The following is a 17,916-nucleotide window of genomic DNA, read 5'->3' as shown; positions in this document are numbered from 1 at the left end:
ATGGCCCGTCCGAAACACCCGAACCCTGCCGACCTCAAGGCCATCTTTGGCCTGGAGCCCGAACAGGCCATCGCGTACCTGAAAGCCAAGGGCTACGCGCTCACTTGGAACTGGCAGGAGATGCTCGACCAGGCGCACGACCAAGCCTTCACCGTCGCCAAGGCCATGCGCCTTGATCTGCTGTCGGATATTCGTGGGGCGCTGGAGACTGCTCTGCAGGAAGGTCAGACCCTCAAGCAATTCATTGCAGCCCTGCAGCCCACGCTTGAGTCACAAGGCTGGTGGGGCAAACAGGTGATTGTCGACAGTGACGGTGTCGGCGAGTTGGTCCAGTTGGGCAGCCCGCGCCGTCTCAAGACCATCTATCAAACCAACCTGCAGAGTGCCTACATGGCCGGCCGCAAGGCCGAGATGGAACAGACCGCTGAAACCCATCCGTACTGGAGGTACGTGGCCATCCTTGACGGCAGGACCCGCCCCAGTCACCGGGCGCTGAATGGCCAGGTGTTCCGCCATGACGACCCGATCTGGTCGGCGATCTACCCGCCCAATGGTTTCAACTGCCGTTGCCGCGTAACGGCGTTGAGCGAGGCAGCCGTCAAACGGAGAAACCTGAAGGTCGAGTCTAGCGAGGGGCGCCTATTCACCGAGACTGTGGAGACAGGCATCGACAAGCGTACCGGCGAAGTCCGTACAGCGCCCGTGACCGGCATCCGTACCACCGATGCAGCGGGCAAGCCCATCACCTTCCGTACTGATCCGGGATTCAATCACGCACCGGGTACTGGCTTGGCGGATGTTCTAAAACGGAAACAAGCAGCTGCTGGGGAGGCTTGAGATGTTCACTATTGAACTGGATCACCAACGCCTGCAGGCGGCCTTGCGTCGGGTTGAGTGGGCAGTAGGCGATCTGGCGCCACTGATGCGCGGCATCGGCGCCGAGCTGGCTAGCCAGACCGAGGAGAACTTCAGCGAGGAAGGTCGGCCCGACTGGGAAGACCTGTCCGATGTCACCACGGCACGCCGGGAGAAAGCCGGTAACTGGCCTGGGCAGATGCTGCAGGTCAGTTCGGCAGGACTGGCCGCCTCGATCACAACACGGACGACTGATAGCTCGGCCCTGGTCGGCAGCAACAAACCTTATGCCGCCATGATGCAGTTCGGGGGTAATCAGTCAGACTTCCCGCACCTATGGGGTGACATTCCAGGTCGCCCATACCTGCCTATGGACGCCGAGGGCGAACTGCAGCCCGAAGCAGAGGAAGCGATCCTGGAACTCGCGTTGAGCCACATAGAAAGAGCTGCCCGCCTGTAAGCCCATTAGAGGCACTTGCACCTGTGGACGGCTCCGATGCTTGAGCCACACAGGTGGAGAGTGCTCTAAACGATTTATAAAGCCTTTATAGATCCACGTTGTACAGGCTGCGAGGATGCCAACGGTTCCTGATCGCCCCAAGCCCGCCGTGACACTCTTTAAACTCGATTAAAAGCCTTGGGCCGCTCGTTGGCCCAGTCTGTGCGCATCACATTCAAGAAGCGCACCGACCATGAAGCCACTCCACATTTTCAAGCCGGGCAACCACGTCACAATGAGTGGCGCCTGCATCGCCTTTGGCGAGTCCGATCTGGCCGCCACGGTACTCGCCTACGATCCAGCGTTGCATGAGGCCCCGCTGGTCATTGGCCATCCCAAGCACGATGCACCAGCAGCCGGCTGGGTCAAATCGCTTTCGACCGCCCCTGACGGCCTGATCGCAGTTCCACACGAAGTCGATGTGGCCTTTGCGGATCTGGTGGCGCAAAAGAAATTCAAGAAGATCTCTGCCTCCTTCTATCACCCCGACGCCGCCAACAACCCGGTGCCAGGGGTGTACTACCTGCGCCATGTCGGCTTTCTTGGCGCCCAACCGCCGTCCGTGAAAGGACTACGCCCCATCGAGCTGGCCGAAGACGAAGACGGCGTTGTCGAGTTTGCCGACTTCGGTCACGAGACCAGCGCCACGCTCTTTCGCCGCCTGCGTGACTGGTTGATCGGCGAGCGAGGCCTGGAGGTGGCTGACCAGGTCATTCCCGACTGGCAGATCAACAGCCTGGCCGAGGCTTCCCGTGACGATGATCCACGCCCCGCATTCACTGAACCCACCCCAAAACGCGATTCCCCTACCGAGGAAGACACCGTGAACGCTACGGAACAAGCCGCCCTGGAGGCGGAAAACAAACGCCTCAAGGCCGCACTGGCCAAGCGTGACCAGGCCGCCCGCGCCGCCGCGCAGGAGGCCATCCATGCAGCAAACACCGAGTTCGCCGAGAAGCTGGTGGCGGCAGGCATGAAGCCTGTGCATGCCCCAGCGGTCATTGCCGCCCTGGATTACGCCGAATCCAGCGACACCCCGTTGGAGTTCGGTGAAGAGGATGCCCGCGAACCGTTGAGCGATGGCCTGAAGGCCATCTTCAGTGAACTCGCCGGGGGCGTCAGCTTCGCCGAGGTCGCCACCAAGGCGCGTGCCAAGCAAGACGCCGCCCACCCGACTAATCCGCTGCTGGCCGACGCCGAAGCCCGCACCCAACGCTAGGAGGCTCCATGACTACGTTCAAACAACCGAAAGATCCAGGTGACCTGCTACTGGTCGAAGTCAGCCCCGGCTGGACGAAAGACAGCGTCACCCTGCTGGGCGGGGCGAGTTATGCGTTCGGGCAGGTACTGGCCAAGGTGTCCGGCAAGTATCAGGCGCTTGATTTTGCTGGCACCGGTGCGGCCAAGAAATCGATGGCCGTGCTGATCGAAGCCGTAGATGCAACGACCGGTGACAAGCCAGGTGTAGTGATCGGTCGCGGTGCCGTCATCGATCCCGCCGAACTGACCTGGCCGGCTAGTACTACCGAAGCCCAGAAGGCTACCGCCCTGGACGAACTTAACGCCCTGGGCATCGTTGCTCGCACGGCCCTCTGATCAGGAGTCACCCATGAACCTGCAAGACATGTTCAGCGTCGCCAACCTCACCGCTGCCGTAAACAAACTACCCGCTGTGCCTGGCAAGGTCGGTGCCATGGGACTGTTCGACGAAAAGGGCGTCAACAGTACCAGCGTTGTCATTGATGAGCGCGAGGGGCGTCTGGTGCTGGTGCCCAACACTTCACGTAATGATGACCCGACTCCCATTAAGGGTGGCAAGCGCAAGCGCCGTACCTTCGAAACGCTGCACTTGCCGCTGAGCCGTCCGCTGTTGCCCGGCCAGTTGCAAGGTATCGCTGCATTCGGTCAGGAAAGCACCGCCGCCCCCGTCGCCACGGTGATCAACGACAACCTGCAGGAGCTGAAGAACAGCATCGAGGCCACCCGCGAGTTTCAGCGTGTGGGGGCGTTGCGCGGCAAGCTATTGGATGCGGATGGTGAAGTCCTGACCGATCTCTATAAGGAGTTCGAGGTCAGTCAGAAGAAACTCACCGTGGCGCTCAGTAACGCCGGTACCAACGTGCGCAAGGCCTGTCTGGATGCCAAGCGCTATTCCGAGTCCAAGCTGGGTGGTGTGATGGTCACGGGCTTTCGCGCCCTGTGTGGACCGGACTGGTTTGATGCACTCATTGACCATGAAAAGGTCAAGGCGGCATTCGCCAACTACCAGGAAGCCCAGGACCGCCTCGGTGGGGACGTGCGCTCGGGCTTTACCTTCGGCGGCATCGAGTTCATCGAGTACGACGTTACCGTCAGTGGTCAACGCTTCATTCCCACCGATATCGCCCAGGTATTCCCGGTGGCCCGTGGTGTGTTCCGCATGTTCAACGCTCCGGCCAACTACAACGAAACCGTCAACACCCTGGGCCTGCCGTTCTACAGCAAGGCCGAGGAACGCAAGATGGGTAAAGGCTGGGACCTGGAAGCCCAGGCCAACCCGTTGGCCCTGTGCCTGTTCCCAGAAGCTCTGGTCGAGTTGAAGGCGGGCTGACCCATGCGCTACTGCACCCGCGCCGATATCGGCAATGCCATCCCGGAACTGACGCTGATACAGCTTTCCAATGATGATCCGGCTGCCATGCAGCCCAACGAAGGGGTCATCGCGGACGGCGTCCGCCAGGCCGAAGAACTGGTAGATGGTTACCTGCGCGGGCGTTACAACCTACCGCTCGATCCAGTGCCCACTGTGTTGCGCGATGCCGTGGTCTACCTGGCCCGACACTGGCTGTACCAGCGCCGTCCTGAAGGTGCGTTGCCTGATGCGGTGAAGGACAGCCGCAAGGACACCATCAAGCTCCTGGAAAGCATCCGCGACGGCGTGGTCACCCTGGGCATGCCCAGCGGCCAGGCCACGCCCGAGCCGGGGGAAATCCGAGTGCGTGCCCGCCGTCAACAGTTCGGTGGTGACCTGTGGGAGCAATACAAATGACCCCGCCCAAGACCCAAACCAAAGAACTGCTGGACGCCATGCATAAGCGCCTGCAGGTGACCTTCGGCAAGACGCTGATGGTCGAGCTGTTTCCTGAAAACCCTGCGAACTACCGCCTGAACCACCCCCGAGGTGCGATCTTGCTGGCATACGGCAAATCGTCCTTCGGCGGCTCCGAGGCCAACGATGCAGTGTTCCAGGCGCGCACCCTGGTTATTCGGTTGACCTTGGTGTTTCGCCAGCTCAACGGCAAGGACGGGGTGATCGGTTATCTGGACGAGATCCGCGAATGCCTGACCGGCTGGTTCGCCCCGCACTGCGACCAGGCCTGCCGCCCCGTAGCCGAACAGTTCATTGGTCAGGTCAGCGGCCTATGGCAATACGGCCAGGACTTTTCAATGCGTGCCACTCAACTGCAGGCGATGGTCCCCAACGAGCCACCGTTGCCAGCACACCTCCAATTTGAGGAGACCCCATGAATCTCACTCGTTACATCTACACCGGCCCACCAAGCGCCGCCTCGTTGCGGGTAGGCGATGAACTGCTTGAAGTGCAACTGCATACCAATGAAAGCGTTGAGCTGCCCCAAAGCCACGAATACACCAAGGTATTGCTGGAACTGAAGCATTTACGGGCAATGCCGGTCGAGGCTAAAGCCTCCTCCAAGTCTGTTGCCGAGGTCGCACCAAAGGGAGCGAAGTCTTAATGGCCAGCACCACTGAACGCGACTTCATCGCCCGCCAACAGGTTATCCGTCAGGCCATGCTCGGAGCCCTCTATGAGAAGCGCAAAACCGGGCAATCGGGATTCTCGCGAGACCTGACACATACCTTGGGACATGACCCGCAAGAGTGCGTGTTCGCACTTGAGTTCCTGGTTGAAATGGGCCTTGTCCGTCACGAATCCATTCATTGCCGGATCACCGCGCAGGGCATTACTTACTTTGAACAGAGGGTGTCGGCATGAGCGCCAATTACTTACACGGCATTGAAACCACCGAGATCGAGCGAGGCCCCCGGGCAATCAAGGTGGTCAAGTCTGCAGTCATTGCCTTGGTCGGCACCGCACCCATTGGCCCAGTCAATCAACTGACTCTGTGCTTGACCGAGGGCGATGCAGCCCAGTTCGGCACCCACCTCACTGGCTTCAGCATTCCCGAGGCCCTGGACGGCATCTATGACTTCGGCGCCGGTACTGTGCTTGTGGTCAATGTCCTCGATCCGGCTATCCATCGGACGGATGTGTCGGGCCAGGCTCGCCAGTTCGGCGACAACGATCTCCTGCAGCTCGGGCACGGTGCGTTGCAACAGCTGAAAGTGAAGTCAGCGGATGACACCAACACCTATACGCTGGCCACTGACTACACCGTGGACATGCTGACTGGCCGGGTAAAACGGCTGGCGACAGGGACGATTCCGGCCAATGCCCAGGTCAAGGCGGACTACACCCATGCCGACCCGAGCAAGGTCACGCCTGCCGAGATCATCGGCGCGGTGACGTTGGCAGGCCGCCGTACCGGCTTGAAGGCGTTCCAGGACAGCTACAACACCCTGGGCTTCTTCTCCAAGATTTTCATTGCCCCTGGTTTCAGCACCCTGAATGCGGTGGGTGTCGAACTGATCTCAGAAGCTACCAAGGTTGGCGCCGTCGCCTACATCGACGCTCCGATCGGCGCGACGGTGCAACAGGTGATTGCTGGTCGTGGGCCGGTTGGCACCATCAACTTCAACACCAGCAGCGACCGAGCCCGTTTGTGCTACCCGCACGTCAAAGTGTACGACGCTGCAACCAACGGTGAGCGCCTGCAGCCACTGTCGATCCGTGCTGCAGGCCTGCGGGCCAAAGTGGACAACGACAAGGGTTACTGGTGGAGCAGCTCCAACCAGGAACTGCTTGGCATCATTGGGCTGGAGCGCCCGTTGACGGCGCGGATCGATGACCCAAACAGCGAGGTCAACCTGCTGAACGAAGTGGGCATCACCACCGTGTTCAACTCGTTCGGCACCGGGCTGCGCCTGTGGGGTAACCGCATGGCAGCCTGGCCGAGCGTGACCCATATGCGCAACTTCGAGAACGTGCGGCGCACCAAGGACGTGGTCGACGAGTCGATCCGCTACAGCTCGCTGCAATTCGTAGACATGCCGATCACCAACTCGCTCATCACCAGCATCACCGAGAGCGTCAATCTGTTCCTACGCAAGCTGATCGGCGATGAAGCCTTGATCGGCGGTGAATGTTGGTATGACCCAGCACGCAATCCCCGGACTGAGCTTGAAAAAGGGCATGCGTTGTTCAACTACAAGCTGACCGTGCCGCTGCCATTTGAGCGCGGAACCTTTGAAACCGAAATCACCGGGGAATACCTGGTCAACCTGGGAGCCCAATAATGGCCGGCTTTAGTGCTCACCGTGTTTCCAACGCCGCGATTTACCTCGACGGCGCCAGCTTCTTTGGCCGCGCCGAAGAGATCGATCTGGGCTCGGTCAAGACCGTGACCAGCGACTTCCAGGGACTGGGAATGGTTGGCCTGATCGAGCTGCCAGACGGCATCGACAAGCTGGAGGGCAAGATCATCTGGAACAGCTTGTACTACGACGCGGCGGTCAAGTTGGTGACTCCGTTCAAGAGCGTGCAATTGCAGTGTCGTTCCAACGTCCAGGTGTTCAACAACGGCGGCCTGGTCAATGAAGTGGCCCTGGTGACGATGATGACCATCACTGGTAAGGAGTACCAACTGGGCAGTCATAAGCCACGAGATCCGACCAAGTACGAGACTCCGTTCTCGGCGACCTACGTGCGTCAGGTACTGGATGGGCAAGAGGTGGTGTTGCTCGATTACTTGGCCAACATCTTTCGCGTTGGCGGTCAGGATCAGCTGGCCAAGTACCGGCAGAACATTGGGCAGGCTTGATTACTGGTTTACCCAATCAGTTGCGGCTCTGACTCCAAATGCCGCAGCCTTGCTCAGAAGCTCGCTTGTAAGATCTTTGACCTTTTCAGTGACGCCATTTTTGGTGGCGGTGACCAACTGATCGCCCAAGGATGGGCCCTTATTATTCAGGCTGGAAGGAAGTGCACTCAACAGCTCTAAAGTGGTGGCCGTCAGGTTACACCGGACTACAGTTCCACTGCTTAAAGGGGAGCCAGTACTCAGATATCCATGCTCTGCTAACCAAAGAACTGTTGAGACGAAAAACCTAATTTCATGACGTTGCAGATACTCCTCTCCCGGAACCTCCTGTAACTGCTCCCTGAAATCTTCGGCTTCTAGGTCACAATCAACAGGAAAACTCTCATACAAACTGGCGAAAATCGCCCCTGTAACAGCATTGAATCGTTCAATGTTTGCAGCGGCCATGCTGCCTCCTTATGATTTTCTCTGTTCGCAACGTTTCACAAATGAGCGTAGGTGAGCCCGCGCAAGTCCTTCAGGCCCCATACCTCCAAGCTTCGCTTCACTCTGCTCTCCATTTGGAAAGTAAACTACTAGCATGTCATCGAATACCATGTAGGAAGCTGAGTACTCGATGCCATTAATCTTGACTGTCACTTCTTCTTCCATTGTGGGAATCCTCTCCTTGTCCATAGCTCAACGGTCCACCAAGGACTGATCCTCTCTTTAAACTCGATTAAAAGCCAATGCCACGACCAGGTGCGATGCTCAGGACTCATTTAGAGCAACTGATCATCACCTGGAGTAACGAACGTGGCCGACACCCTCAGCATTCCCCTCAAGTTTCCTTTCACCTCTGCAGCTGGTGTGTACATCAGCTCGCTGCCAATCACCCGCCTGAAACGCAAAGACATCAGCGCCGCGCAGAACCATACCAAGGACGAGGCTGTACTGGAGGACTTCCTGCTCGCCAAGATGACCGGCCTCACCATCGAAGACCTGATGGACCTGGACATCGCCGACTCCAAGAAAGTCGTCGAGGTGTTTCGGGAAATGGCTGGCGGAGGAGACCTTGCTGCAGTCCTGGGACGAAGCGCTACTGCTGGTATTGAGGATGCAGCCGTCTGAGATAGACGAGCTGGATATGGACCGGTACTGGTTTTGGGTTGATGTGTGCAGGCGAGAGATCGACCGCCGCATTGAATTGGCAGAGCAAGCAAATCGTTAGTTGGCAGAGCACTCCATGGCGAATGAAGTATTAGTTGGACTGCGGATCGGTGCTGCGGTCTCCAGTACGTTAAGTTCGGCGTTTGGCTCCGCCAAGACGGTTGTGCAACAGCTTGGTCGGGCGACGGATAGCCTGACCGCCAAGCAAAAGCTCATCGGCACCGAGCTGGCAGCGTCTTTAGCTCGCGGTGGCTCAGGTATTGAGCGCATGCGTCGGCAGTATGACCAGGTCGGTCGGTCCATCGAGCAACTGAAGGTCAAGCAAGAAAGCCTCAACGCCAGTATTGCCAGAGGAGCAACGCTGAAGGACCGGCGTGGCGAACTGCGTGGACAGGCAATGGAGACCCTGGGAACCGCTGCTGTGGTCGGCGCCCCCATTGTGCAATCACTGCGCACAGCCATCGACTTCCAGGACCAGACCCGCGACATCTCCATTACTGGTGGGTTTGATGAAGACGAGGAGAAGCGCCTCAGCGATGTGATGCGTGCCTCTGCTTTGAAGTGGAACCAGACACAGACCGAGGTGGCCAAGGGCACAGGCGTGCTAATCGCTGGCGGCATCTCCAGTGCTAAGGAACTAGCTGATTACGCTCCGATCATGGCCAAGACAGCAACGGCCACGCGGGCCAGCATGGATGATCTTGGCTCGGTGGCCATCGCGCTCAATGACAACCTCGGGATCGGCGCAAGTGGCCTGGAGCGCGCCATGAACATGCTGGCGTACGCCGGTAAGAGGGGGCAGTTCGAGCTGGCCGATATGGCCAAGTGGCTACCTCAGTTGACTCCCCAGTTCGCCGCGCTGGGTATCACTGGAGAGCGGGCGGTCGCTGAAATAGGTGCATCGCTGCAGATCGCTCGTAAGGGGGCAGGCAGCAATGATGAAGCCGCCAACAACTTCAAAAACTTCTTATCAAAGTTGACGGCACCTGACACGCTGAAAGCGTTTAACGATGCCGGTATCGACATAAAGACGTCCTTGACCAACATGATCAAGAACGGTTTTACGCCCACCCAGGCCATGCTTGAAATCGTGACGAAGTACATGGGGACCAAAGGCCCGGCAGCGGCAGATCAACTTCAAAAAGTACTGGCTATCAAGGACGAAAAAGAACGAGATATCGCATTAAATCGCCTGAATGAAGCCTATAAGCTTGGCGAGCTGTTTCGGGACCAGCAGGCGTTGTCCTATATCCGGCCTGCATTGGCTAATCGCGCAGAACACGCTGATATCCAGAAGGGCAGCTTTGGGTCAGCCGATAAAGGGATATCTGATCAAGATTGGCAGAAACGTATGGGCAGCCCTAAAGAACAGCTCAAAGCTTTGGGGGTTAGCCTTTCTGAAGTTGGCATTGTTCTAGGTGGCGCGTTACTGCCTTCCGTTGTTGAGATCACACAAGCAATTGTTCCGGTTGTTCGTGCGTTTGGTGTTTGGGCCGGAAACAATCCTGCCCTGGTTAGCGGTGTTGTAAAAACAGTCGCCAGTATTGTTGGACTGAAATTGGCTTTCATTGGTGTGAAATATGGAGCCAACCTTGGGATGAGCGCACTCAACAGTGCGGGAACCGTCATGTCATTGCTGTCAGGCAAGACTGCATTGCTGAGAGCGTCAATGCTGGCAACTCGGTTCACGCCGTTGATATCGGGAGTCACCGGGTTGACCGCTGTACTGCCCGGGTTAACAGGAATGACTGCCGCGTTCGGGGCGACCCTCGCAGCCACACCGATTGGATGGATTATCGCTGGCATCGCAGCGGTGGCTGTTGCTGGGCTGCTGATCTACAAGTACTGGGAGCCCATCAAGGCATTCACCACGGGCTTCTTCAGTGGGTTCATTGAGGGCATCAAACCTATTCGCGAGGCGTTTAGCGCTGCCTTTGAGCCTATAGCGCCCTTGATCTCCCGCATTGGTGAAGCCCTCAAGCCGGTTGTGCAATGGTTCAAAGAACTGTTCACGCCTGTCAGCCTCACTGGTGATGAGCTAGGCCGAGCCACCTCATCTGGAGCCGAGTTTGGACGAGTTGTCGGCTCTGTTTTCTCGGTGCTGTTCACTCCTGCTCGGTGGCTCCTGGAACTGATTGGCGAGATCCCTAAAGCCTTTAGCGGGGGCCTCGGTAGCATTGCTTCGTTGATCGTAAACTTCTCGCCTACCGGACTGTTCTACAAGGCCTTCGCGGGGGTGATGAGCTACTTTGGAGTCGAGCTACCTGGGAAGTTCACCGAGTTTGGCGGCATGCTTATCAGCGGGCTGGTCAATGGCATCAGTAACATGGCCGGCTCGCTCAAGGATAGCGTCATCGGCGTTGGCTCATCGGTGAAAGGCTGGTTCACCGAGACCCTCGGCATTCAGTCGCCGAGCCGCGTGTTCATGGGCTACGGTGAGAATATCAGCGAGGGCGCCGCCATCGGTATCACCTCGCAGGTTGGTCTTGTTCGCAACGCCGCCCAGGGAATGGCTGCTCAGTCCCAGGTTGATCTGCTGCCCCCTAATCCGGTGAATGTCTCCAGGGCCAGCATGATGGGCGGTGGCGCGTCTTCAGGCGGCGGCCAGTCGGTCTTCAACTTCTCGCCTCAGATCAATGTGCCAGGCGGCCCTGGTGTGCGTGATCAGCTTGGTCAGGCGCTGCAGGTCGGTTATGCCGACTTCGTGCGGTTTATGGAACGTTACGAGTACGACAAGCAACGCCGTAGTTACGGGCCTGCAGCCGGAGGTGCAGCCTGATGTTCGCGATCCTGGGCGAGATTGAATTTACCGTTGCCGGTGGCATCACCGGTATGGAGCAACGCGGATCAGCCGACTGGGCAGAGCATCCTCGCATCCAGGGCAAGCCCTTGCTTGAATGGATTGGTGAGGGCCTGGACGAATACAGTTTGACCATCGAGCTGCATTCAGTCCTAGGCGACCCCGAGGCACGACTGCGAGCTTTGCAGGCGGCAAAGAAAAAGCATGAGCCATTGGCATTCGTCATGGGGAGCGGCCAGTACCTGGGGCCGTATGTCATCGTCGACCTGAGCAACGCCATCCACCGCGCTACTGACAAAGGTCAGATCAGATCCGCAACAGTCCAAGTGAGCTTGAAAGAGTACACGGGAGCATTTACCCGCAAGGCTCTTCGTCCTGGTTTGCTTGATCCATCCGTCAGCGGGACCTCTGCTGCAGTAGTCGGTTCTCCTGGGCTGATCTCCAGGATGCAGCCTTCTCCCAGCACAACCCAGTTGGTGATCGGTCACGCGAAAACTGCAGGCAACGTACTGAAGGCAGGCCAGAACCTCTATGAGACGGTCAAGAGTGGCAATGCCTCAATGATCCTGGGCCAGGTCCCCCAGTTGCTCGGCGTGACCGCTCGGGCAATCGAGCCCCTGCAGGGGCTAAAGGAAACGGCTGGCCTGCTCGATGACGGCTCCGACCTGTCACGCCTGGGCGAGGACGTGCTCTCAAGCGTCATGGGCGCTCGATCCAGCCTGAGCCCTGTAGACCTGGGCAACATCGTTGACCGCTTCGCAGCATCGAAAGAGTCACTTGGCCAGGCACTGACAAGAATGGATGGCGCCAGTACTCGGCTTTCTGGCCTGGCCGCGCAAGTCCTCACGAGGAAGGCGTGATGTTTCTTGTCCATGTCACCACAGAGGGAGAGCGGTGGGATCAACTGGCCTGGCGTTACTACGGTGACGCTTACCGGTATCTGCCGATCGTTGAGGCAAACCCTCATGTGCCGATCACTGCCGCGCTGCCGGCAGGCCTGACCTTGGCCATTCCAATCATTGAGCCCAAACCTGCAGCGGAGGACCTGCCGCCATGGATGCGATAACACCTGCTCAAGTGCCCGAGGCGCGCTTCGTTCTGACCTACCAGCAGCGCAACATCACGCGGAACATCAGTGAGCACCTGATATCGCTGACTTATCAGGACTTCCTGAGCGGCGAGGCCGACAATCTGGATGTCGAGCTGGAGGATTCCGAGGGCAAGTGGCGAGACGCTTGGTATCCGGGGCACGGCGATACCTTGGTACTGTCCATCGGATGGACTGGGCAGCCCCTACGGACCGTGGGCAGGTTTGAAATCGACGGCATCGAGCTGCGTTGTCCGCCCTCGACGATCACTATTCGTGCCCTCGGCACGGGCATCAACACTCCGCTGCGCACGCCAGAACACAAGGCCTACGAAAACACCACTCTGGATGCCGTAGCCAAGCAGGTCGCCGCACGCCAGGGGTTGGTCCTTGTCGGTAGTATCGAACCGATCAAACTCGACCGGCTGACCCAGCAGGAGTCGGACCTGGTCTTTCTGCGTAAGCTCGCCGAGGAGTATGACTATGCCTTCAAAGTCACCGGCAACAAGATGGTGTTTCACGCCATCAGTGAGTTGGCCAGAGGTGCGCCAGTGGCCACTCAAGTCCTCGGCGACCTGGCGAACGTCAATCTACGAGACCAGATCCGCGACATCCCCAAAGCCGTGAAGGTCAAACACAAAGACCCCTCGCAAAAAAAGCTGGTCGCCTACGACATCGTCAACGGCGAGACGGTCGCGGTCCCCAGCAGCGCCAGTAAGACCACGACCAGCGGCGACACCAAGAAGAAACGTAAGCGTACAGCCTCGGCTGAAGAGGCGAAGGCCAAGGCTAAAGCCGAGCTGGCCAGGACCAACAGGGAGAGGACAAAGGGCAGTTGGACGGCCATGGGTCGTCCCAACCTGGTCAGCGGAAACATCGTCACCCTGGCCGCTGCAGGCAAGCTCGGAGGCAACTACCTGATCACTTCCGCTCGCCATGAAATGACCCGCGCCGGGGGCTACATCGTTGACATGGAGGCGTGCCGGATCTCGGCGCCCTCGATCTCCATGACGCTGGAAAACACCAAGCCTGATCTGGCTCTGTCGACATACGGCATCGAGCGCGAGGTGGTGGCCTGATGAGCGTTGAACTGGAATACGGCGAAGTCAGCGCCGTGGACTTCGTGACATGCCGCATCCGGGTGCGCCTTGATGAGCGAGATGGTGTCGAGAGCTACTGGCTCAACGTGCCCCAGCGCAACACCCAGGGCACGAAGCGGCGCCCATTGATGCCCGAGCTGGGGGAACAGGTCGCCGTGCTGCTCGATGCCGATGGTGTAGGTGGTGTGTACCTGGGTGGGGTCTACTCAACCGCAGAGCCGCCGCCCGTGGTCGATGAGAACACCGACTATGTACGCTTCAGCGATGGGACTGTCTCGACCTACGACCGATCTACTGGAGTCATGACGCTGGATTGCGTGGGGGCTTTGCTTGTGAAATGCGGGCGGAATATCACGGTTGAGGCCGGAGGGCCAGTGGTAGTGAAGGCGCCTTCAGCGACCTTGAACATCCCACAGGTCACGCTGAATGGAAACCTACAGATGAAAGGCAATCTGCAGGTCGATGGGAACGTCAGTGCCAGCGGAGCGGTGATGGATGCGGGTGGGAATTCGAACCATCACAGCCACTAATTGCGCAGGGGTAGAGCAACCTCATTTATCTGTCTGAGAACCAAACAGATACCCTGCAATTGCGCCCAGCACTCCTATTGCAGCAGTAAAGCCATCGTCCTTTAGAACCGCTAACAGCGAGGTTAGAACAGCAACTAATACGATACCCACGACACGGAGGTTCATTGGGCCGAACCCATCTTTCATTTTACAGAACACCCCTATCAGGGTGCCTCCGCCGATTACGGCGATGATCCAGACTACTAGCTGCTCCATTATGTCTCCGTCCATGGTTTCGGTTGGTTTCGGGCCACATTCTAGGCCGTCTTTAAACTCGATTAAAAGCTAGAGCCGTTCGGTTTCAGCACCATGGGCGCATGAATACGCCCATCTCCTATACCAGTATCACCGCCGCACACTGGCAGCCCGCCCTTGGCACTCCCGGTGAGGTGGTCGAGGGCCTGCGCGATATCGACCAGGCTATCCGCATCATTCTCATCACCCCCAAGGGCAGCGATGCTCACCGACCTGAGTTCGGCAGCAACATCCATCTGTACCTCGACTGGCCCGTCAACCGGGTGACTCCGCACCTGGTGCGCGAGGCGGTTGATTCGATTCGCCAGTGGGAACCTCGGGTCACCGTTGTCCAGGTGCAGGTGAGCATTGAGGGCTCGCAGATCACCCTAAGGGTGCAGTGGCGGGTGGCTGATGGTGTCACCCAGTTGACCGAGGTGGCCTATGCGCGAGCTGCCTAAGCCCGTGTTCGTCGAGGTCGATCCGGCGGCTATCGAAGCTGAGCTGATTGCTCGCTACGAACAGCAATCCGGCAAATCGCTGTTTCCCGCTCAGATCGAGCGCCTGTTCATCAACCAGGTTGCTTATTCGGAAACCCGCATCAAGGCGGCTATCCAGAACGCCGGGGAAAAGCTCCTGGTGCGTTTGAGCAGCGGTCCGATTCTCGACTACCTGGGTGACCTGGTGGGGACACGGCGTCTGTTGGCGGTCGGAGCCGTTTGTACCATTCAGTTTGTGGTCGTCGAGGTAGACGCGCAGGATCGCGTGATCCAAGCAGGCACCCGGATCACGACTCAGAACGGCGCGGTGGCCTTTCTCACGACAGGCCAGGACGCTGTTCTGAAAGCTGGCACTACGACGGTGCAAGCCCGCGCTGTCTGCGAGACAGCAGGAGTTGTGGGCAACGGCTGGGCTATCGGCCAGATCAATACGCTGGTCGGACTGCCTTTCGCGGGAGTGACTGCCAGCAACATTACGGTGCCCGCTGATGGCGTCGATGACGAGACCGATGATCGCTACAAGCAACGGATCATCCTGGCACCAGAAGCTTATACAACCGCTGGCAGCCGTGGTGCCTATCGCTATCACGCACTTTCAGTCCATCAATCCATCATTGATGTCGCCGTGCGCGGGCCGGTCGATGGGTTGCCCGATGGAGAGGTGGCTGTTCATCCACTGACAGATGCCGGCATGCCCACTGCCAGCCTCCTTGAGCAGGTTGAAGGTTATCTCAGCGGAGAGAAACTGCGCCCGCTGTGTGACACCGTTCGGGCTTCGATGCCGCAGCGAGTCGAATGGCGCATCAAGTCGCACATCACGCTATACAGCTGGGCCGAGAAGGCAGCGACCCTTGCCGCTGTGCAAAAAGCCGCTGAAACCTATGCTCGCGAACTGCGCGCTGGCCTGGGCCTAGATATCGTCCCCGAGCAGCTCATCGCCAGGCTTCAGGTCGCTGGGGTGTACCGCGCAGCGCTTGAACTGCCCGTAACACCACTGGAGCTACCGCCGCATGGATGGGCCGACTGCGTTGGCATAGAGATTCTGTATTCGGGGGTTACCGATGGCTGACATGACCCTGCCGCCCGCGCTGGCGGGTGATGAGCGCTTTGCTCTGCTGTGCAAACTGCTGGAAGAGCGGCACGCCGGCATCGATCTGACCCCGATGCTGGTTTATCTCGTTGACCTGGTGAAAGCCCCTCTGCTGCCTGTTCTGGCTGATCAATTTAGCTTGCTCGATGAGGCTGTCTGGATGCTGGCCGAGTCCGAAGACGCTCGCCGAAATCTAATCAAGAACGCGGTGGAACTGCACCGCTATAAGGGCACGCCTTGGGCGATACGGGAAATCATCCGCTTGTTGGGGTTCGGAGAAGTCGAGCTGCAGGAAGGACTTGGCGGTCGAACCTACAACGGCAGCATTCTTTTTGATGGGCTGTACGTGTATGGCGATCCCCGCGCCTGGGCCGCGTACCGCCTGATCTTGAAAGACCCAATTACCAACGACCAGGCGGACCTACTTCGCCGCATGTTGTCGTCTATAGCGCCAGCCGGGCGCCGTCTTGCCTCGCTCGAATATCGGGCCGCAGCCATTCGCTACAACGGCACCGCTCGATATGACGGGTCGTACAACCATGGGAGCAGTGTTTGATGGCCAACTTGCCAGAAACAGAAGACTTTGCCGAAGGCACCTATCAGATCGAGACCTCTGACCGGGTGATCGGCGGGCCGGGAGGTATTGCAAACAAGCAAGCTGAACAGCTGGGCAATCGAACTGCCTGGTTGAGGGCCGCGATCAGAAAGATCATCGACGGCACGACCGCAATCGGAAAAGCTACTCAGCTCGCGACGGCCCGGACGTTGAGATTCAAGGGGGCTGTCAACGGAAGTGGCAGCTTCGATGGTAGCGCTGACACTGAGATCACGCTGACGCTGGCTGATAGCGGTATTGCACCAGGCAGCTACACCAAGATCACCCTCAATGCGAAAGGCCTGGCTACTGCGGGAAGCAGTCCGACAACCTTGAGCGGGCTTGGTATCTCCGATGCGTTCACAAAAACAGAAACTGCCGCCGCTGTTCAGCAGGCGGTCGCAAATCTAGTGGCATCGTCTCCTGCGGCGCTCGATACGCTGAAAGAACTGGCCGACGCGCTGGGCAACGACCCGAACTTCGCTGCGACGATGACTAACGCCTTGGCGGCGAAAGCGAGCAAGGCCGAATTGAACACTGCTGTCAGTACCTTGCTGCCCAAGGCTGGCGGGACGGTGTCTGGCTCAATAGTTCTTAACAATGGGACTATTGATTCCCCGGAAATCTCATGGCAAACACCGGGATTTGATATCCGCGCTGATGCTGTGGGTAAGACCTTAAGATTTTTCTCGGTAAATAACGGGGAAACTACATTCCCTTTAACGCTGGACGTGATTAATAAATCGGTGCAGTTGTTCGGCAATACAGCGTGGCATTCGGGGAACTTCAATCCTGTTGACTATGTAAAAAAAGGCCAAGTGTTGGTGCCGGGGGAAAGCCCTAAATGTATGAGTGCTGCAACGGGCTCGATTGGCGGCATAAGCGGCGATGCTAGCGCGCTTGAGGTTCGCGGGAATGCTAATGGCGCCGCATTGGTTAGCTTTCATAGGCCCGGAAATTTTGGGGCACACCTTGGGATTGATACTGACAACCAACTAAAGGTTGGTGGCTGGAGTATGGGTCCCGTTGCCCACACGATTTGGCACGCCGGCAATTTCTATCCCGGTGGCAAGGCCGATAAGGGCGAAGTGAGCGAGCTTGCAAACAAGGTGTCGGCACTTGAGGGGCGGCAGGTATTCACTAAGGCGTTTACCTCACCAGAACAAACCATCATGACGAACGGATATCTAAGTATCCCCCACGGGCTTGGGGTGCCACCCGTGCTGTGGGAGAGTTACTTGATTTGCAAAGAAGCGGAGCATGGTTATTGGCCTGGGGCAACTATTCTTGTTCCCAGTGCGGGAGTGGATAACTTATATAGCCTTGGAATTTCAGTTGTCCCTGATGGGATCAATCTGAACTGTAAGTTTGGGAGTCAGCCGGGGGTTTTCTTTGTGCTCCATTGGGGTACAGGGTCTACGGGGATCATTACGCCATCGAAGTGGCGCCTTGTTGTGAGGGCATGGGCATGAGTACGCGTTACGCTGTTGATAAGCAGG

Annotated in this window: 24 protein-coding genes; 21 read left to right on the top strand and 3 right to left on the bottom strand. The window is 58.2% G+C overall.

Translation table 11 applies throughout. The features are described 5' to 3' along the window. The 11 genes from H7A76_RS22910 to H7A76_RS22860 all read left to right on the top strand — a co-directional run bounded on the left by H7A76_RS22910 (position 1) and on the right by H7A76_RS22860 (position 7,293). Positions 1-837: a phage minor head protein gene (locus tag H7A76_RS22910; RefSeq protein ID WP_185700616.1), complete on the top strand. Its 837-nt coding sequence runs from the start codon at positions 1-3 to the stop codon at positions 835-837. 1 nt (position 838) lies between these two features. After that, positions 839-1,315 (top strand): phage virion morphogenesis protein, encoded by a 477-nt coding sequence (locus tag H7A76_RS22905; protein WP_185700615.1) that lies wholly within the window; start codon positions 839-841, stop codon positions 1,313-1,315. A gap of 232 nt (positions 1,316-1,547) precedes the next feature. Continuing rightward, positions 1,548-2,573 carry a phage protease gene (locus tag H7A76_RS22900; RefSeq protein WP_185700614.1) on the top strand — a complete coding sequence of 342 codons (1,026 nt, stop codon included), beginning with the start codon at positions 1,548-1,550 and terminating at the stop codon, positions 2,571-2,573. An 8-nt stretch (positions 2,574-2,581) separates the two neighbouring features. Continuing rightward, complete coding sequence (locus H7A76_RS22895) at positions 2,582-2,950, top strand: head decoration protein (protein WP_185700613.1); 369 nt, start codon at positions 2,582-2,584, stop codon at positions 2,948-2,950. Between the two features lie 13 nt (positions 2,951-2,963). After that, positions 2,964-3,944: a major capsid protein gene (locus tag H7A76_RS22890; RefSeq protein WP_185700612.1), complete on the top strand. Its 981-nt coding sequence runs from the start codon at positions 2,964-2,966 to the stop codon at positions 3,942-3,944. Positions 3,945-3,947: 3 nt separating this feature from the next. After that, a complete protein-coding gene (locus H7A76_RS22885; protein ID WP_185700611.1) occupies positions 3,948-4,382 on the top strand; it encodes a gp436 family protein in 435 nt (144 codons plus the stop codon). After that, positions 4,379-4,861, top strand: a complete 483-nt coding sequence (locus tag H7A76_RS22880) for a Gp37 family protein (RefSeq protein WP_185700610.1) — start codon at positions 4,379-4,381, stop codon at positions 4,859-4,861. Before H7A76_RS22885 ends, H7A76_RS22880 begins: the two co-directional genes overlap by 4 nt. Next, positions 4,858-5,088 carry a hypothetical protein gene (locus tag H7A76_RS22875; protein ID WP_185700609.1) on the top strand — a complete coding sequence of 77 codons (231 nt, stop codon included), beginning with the start codon at positions 4,858-4,860 and terminating at the stop codon, positions 5,086-5,088. Before H7A76_RS22880 ends, H7A76_RS22875 begins: the two co-directional genes overlap by 4 nt. Further along, positions 5,088-5,348 carry a hypothetical protein gene (locus H7A76_RS22870; protein ID WP_068589069.1) on the top strand — a complete coding sequence of 87 codons (261 nt, stop codon included), beginning with the start codon at positions 5,088-5,090 and terminating at the stop codon, positions 5,346-5,348. Before H7A76_RS22875 ends, H7A76_RS22870 begins: the two co-directional genes overlap by 1 nt. Beyond that, entirely contained in the window at positions 5,345-6,769 is a 1,425-nt protein-coding gene (locus tag H7A76_RS22865) for a phage tail sheath subtilisin-like domain-containing protein (protein WP_185700608.1), read from the top strand. Before H7A76_RS22870 ends, H7A76_RS22865 begins: the two co-directional genes overlap by 4 nt. After that, the gene (locus H7A76_RS22860) at positions 6,769-7,293 is read left to right on the top strand and encodes a phage major tail tube protein (protein ID WP_025132353.1); all 525 of its coding nucleotides are present in this window, start codon (positions 6,769-6,771) and stop codon (positions 7,291-7,293) included. The genes H7A76_RS22865 and H7A76_RS22860 overlap by 1 nt, the downstream gene beginning before the upstream one ends. On the opposite strand, the gene H7A76_RS22855 is transcribed toward H7A76_RS22860, so the two are convergent. Both H7A76_RS22855 and H7A76_RS22850 read right to left on the bottom strand, forming a co-directional pair. Then, on the bottom strand, positions 7,294-7,740 hold the full coding sequence (locus H7A76_RS22855; RefSeq protein WP_185700607.1) for a hypothetical protein: 447 nt from the start codon (positions 7,738-7,740) through the stop codon (positions 7,294-7,296). A 9-nt stretch (positions 7,741-7,749) separates the two neighbouring features. Next, a complete protein-coding gene (locus H7A76_RS22850) occupies positions 7,750-7,944 on the bottom strand; it encodes a hypothetical protein (RefSeq protein WP_185700606.1) in 195 nt (64 codons plus the stop codon). Positions 7,945-8,088: 144 nt separating this feature from the next. Between H7A76_RS22850 and H7A76_RS22845 the strand changes: the two genes are divergently transcribed. The 6 genes from H7A76_RS22845 (at position 8,089) to H7A76_RS22820 (ending at position 13,959) form a co-directional block, all read left to right on the top strand. Further along, entirely contained in the window at positions 8,089-8,403 is a 315-nt protein-coding gene (locus H7A76_RS22845) for a phage tail assembly protein (protein ID WP_185700605.1), read from the top strand. Positions 8,404-8,518: 115 nt separating this feature from the next. Continuing rightward, positions 8,519-11,221 (top strand): phage tail tape measure protein, encoded by a 2,703-nt coding sequence (locus H7A76_RS22840; protein WP_185700604.1) that lies wholly within the window; start codon positions 8,519-8,521, stop codon positions 11,219-11,221. Next, on the top strand, positions 11,221-12,102 hold the full coding sequence (locus H7A76_RS22835) for a phage tail protein (RefSeq protein WP_185700603.1): 882 nt from the start codon (positions 11,221-11,223) through the stop codon (positions 12,100-12,102). The genes H7A76_RS22840 and H7A76_RS22835 overlap by 1 nt, the downstream gene beginning before the upstream one ends. After that, positions 12,102-12,308: a tail protein X gene (locus tag H7A76_RS22830; protein ID WP_185700602.1), complete on the top strand. Its 207-nt coding sequence runs from the start codon at positions 12,102-12,104 to the stop codon at positions 12,306-12,308. Before H7A76_RS22835 ends, H7A76_RS22830 begins: the two co-directional genes overlap by 1 nt. After that, complete coding sequence (locus tag H7A76_RS22825) at positions 12,296-13,408, top strand: phage late control D family protein (RefSeq protein WP_185700601.1); 1,113 nt, start codon at positions 12,296-12,298, stop codon at positions 13,406-13,408. Before H7A76_RS22830 ends, H7A76_RS22825 begins: the two co-directional genes overlap by 13 nt. Continuing rightward, a complete protein-coding gene (locus H7A76_RS22820; protein WP_185700600.1) occupies positions 13,408-13,959 on the top strand; it encodes a phage baseplate assembly protein V in 552 nt (183 codons plus the stop codon). Before H7A76_RS22825 ends, H7A76_RS22820 begins: the two co-directional genes overlap by 1 nt. 21 nt (positions 13,960-13,980) lie before the next feature. Here the strand turns inward: H7A76_RS22820 and H7A76_RS22815 are convergent, their stop codons facing one another. Further along, a complete protein-coding gene (locus H7A76_RS22815; protein WP_068589040.1) occupies positions 13,981-14,214 on the bottom strand; it encodes a hypothetical protein in 234 nt (77 codons plus the stop codon). A 101-nt stretch (positions 14,215-14,315) separates the two neighbouring features. Here H7A76_RS22815 and H7A76_RS22810 point away from each other — a divergent pair, with 101 nt between their 5' ends. From H7A76_RS22810 to H7A76_RS22795, 4 genes are read left to right on the top strand one after another with little or no spacing between them, the layout of a single operon-like run. Continuing rightward, on the top strand, positions 14,316-14,693 hold the full coding sequence (locus H7A76_RS22810) for a GPW/gp25 family protein (RefSeq protein ID WP_185700599.1): 378 nt from the start codon (positions 14,316-14,318) through the stop codon (positions 14,691-14,693). Next, the gene (locus H7A76_RS22805) at positions 14,677-15,801 is read left to right on the top strand and encodes a baseplate J/gp47 family protein (RefSeq protein ID WP_185700598.1); all 1,125 of its coding nucleotides are present in this window, start codon (positions 14,677-14,679) and stop codon (positions 15,799-15,801) included. The genes H7A76_RS22810 and H7A76_RS22805 overlap by 17 nt, the downstream gene beginning before the upstream one ends. Continuing rightward, a complete protein-coding gene (locus H7A76_RS22800; protein ID WP_185700597.1) occupies positions 15,794-16,378 on the top strand; it encodes a phage tail protein in 585 nt (194 codons plus the stop codon). The genes H7A76_RS22805 and H7A76_RS22800 overlap by 8 nt, the downstream gene beginning before the upstream one ends. Next, on the top strand, positions 16,378-17,889 hold the full coding sequence (locus tag H7A76_RS22795; protein ID WP_185700596.1) for a hypothetical protein: 1,512 nt from the start codon (positions 16,378-16,380) through the stop codon (positions 17,887-17,889). Before H7A76_RS22800 ends, H7A76_RS22795 begins: the two co-directional genes overlap by 1 nt. Positions 17,890-17,916: the final 27 nt, after the last annotated feature.

It is taken from the genome of Pseudomonas sp. MSSRFD41, from assembly GCF_014230245.1.
Classification (GTDB): domain Bacteria; phylum Pseudomonadota; class Gammaproteobacteria; order Pseudomonadales; family Pseudomonadaceae; genus Aquipseudomonas; species Aquipseudomonas piscis.
Note: the sequence above shows the minus strand (reverse complement) of the source record. Positions and strands in the feature narration are given on the sequence as shown.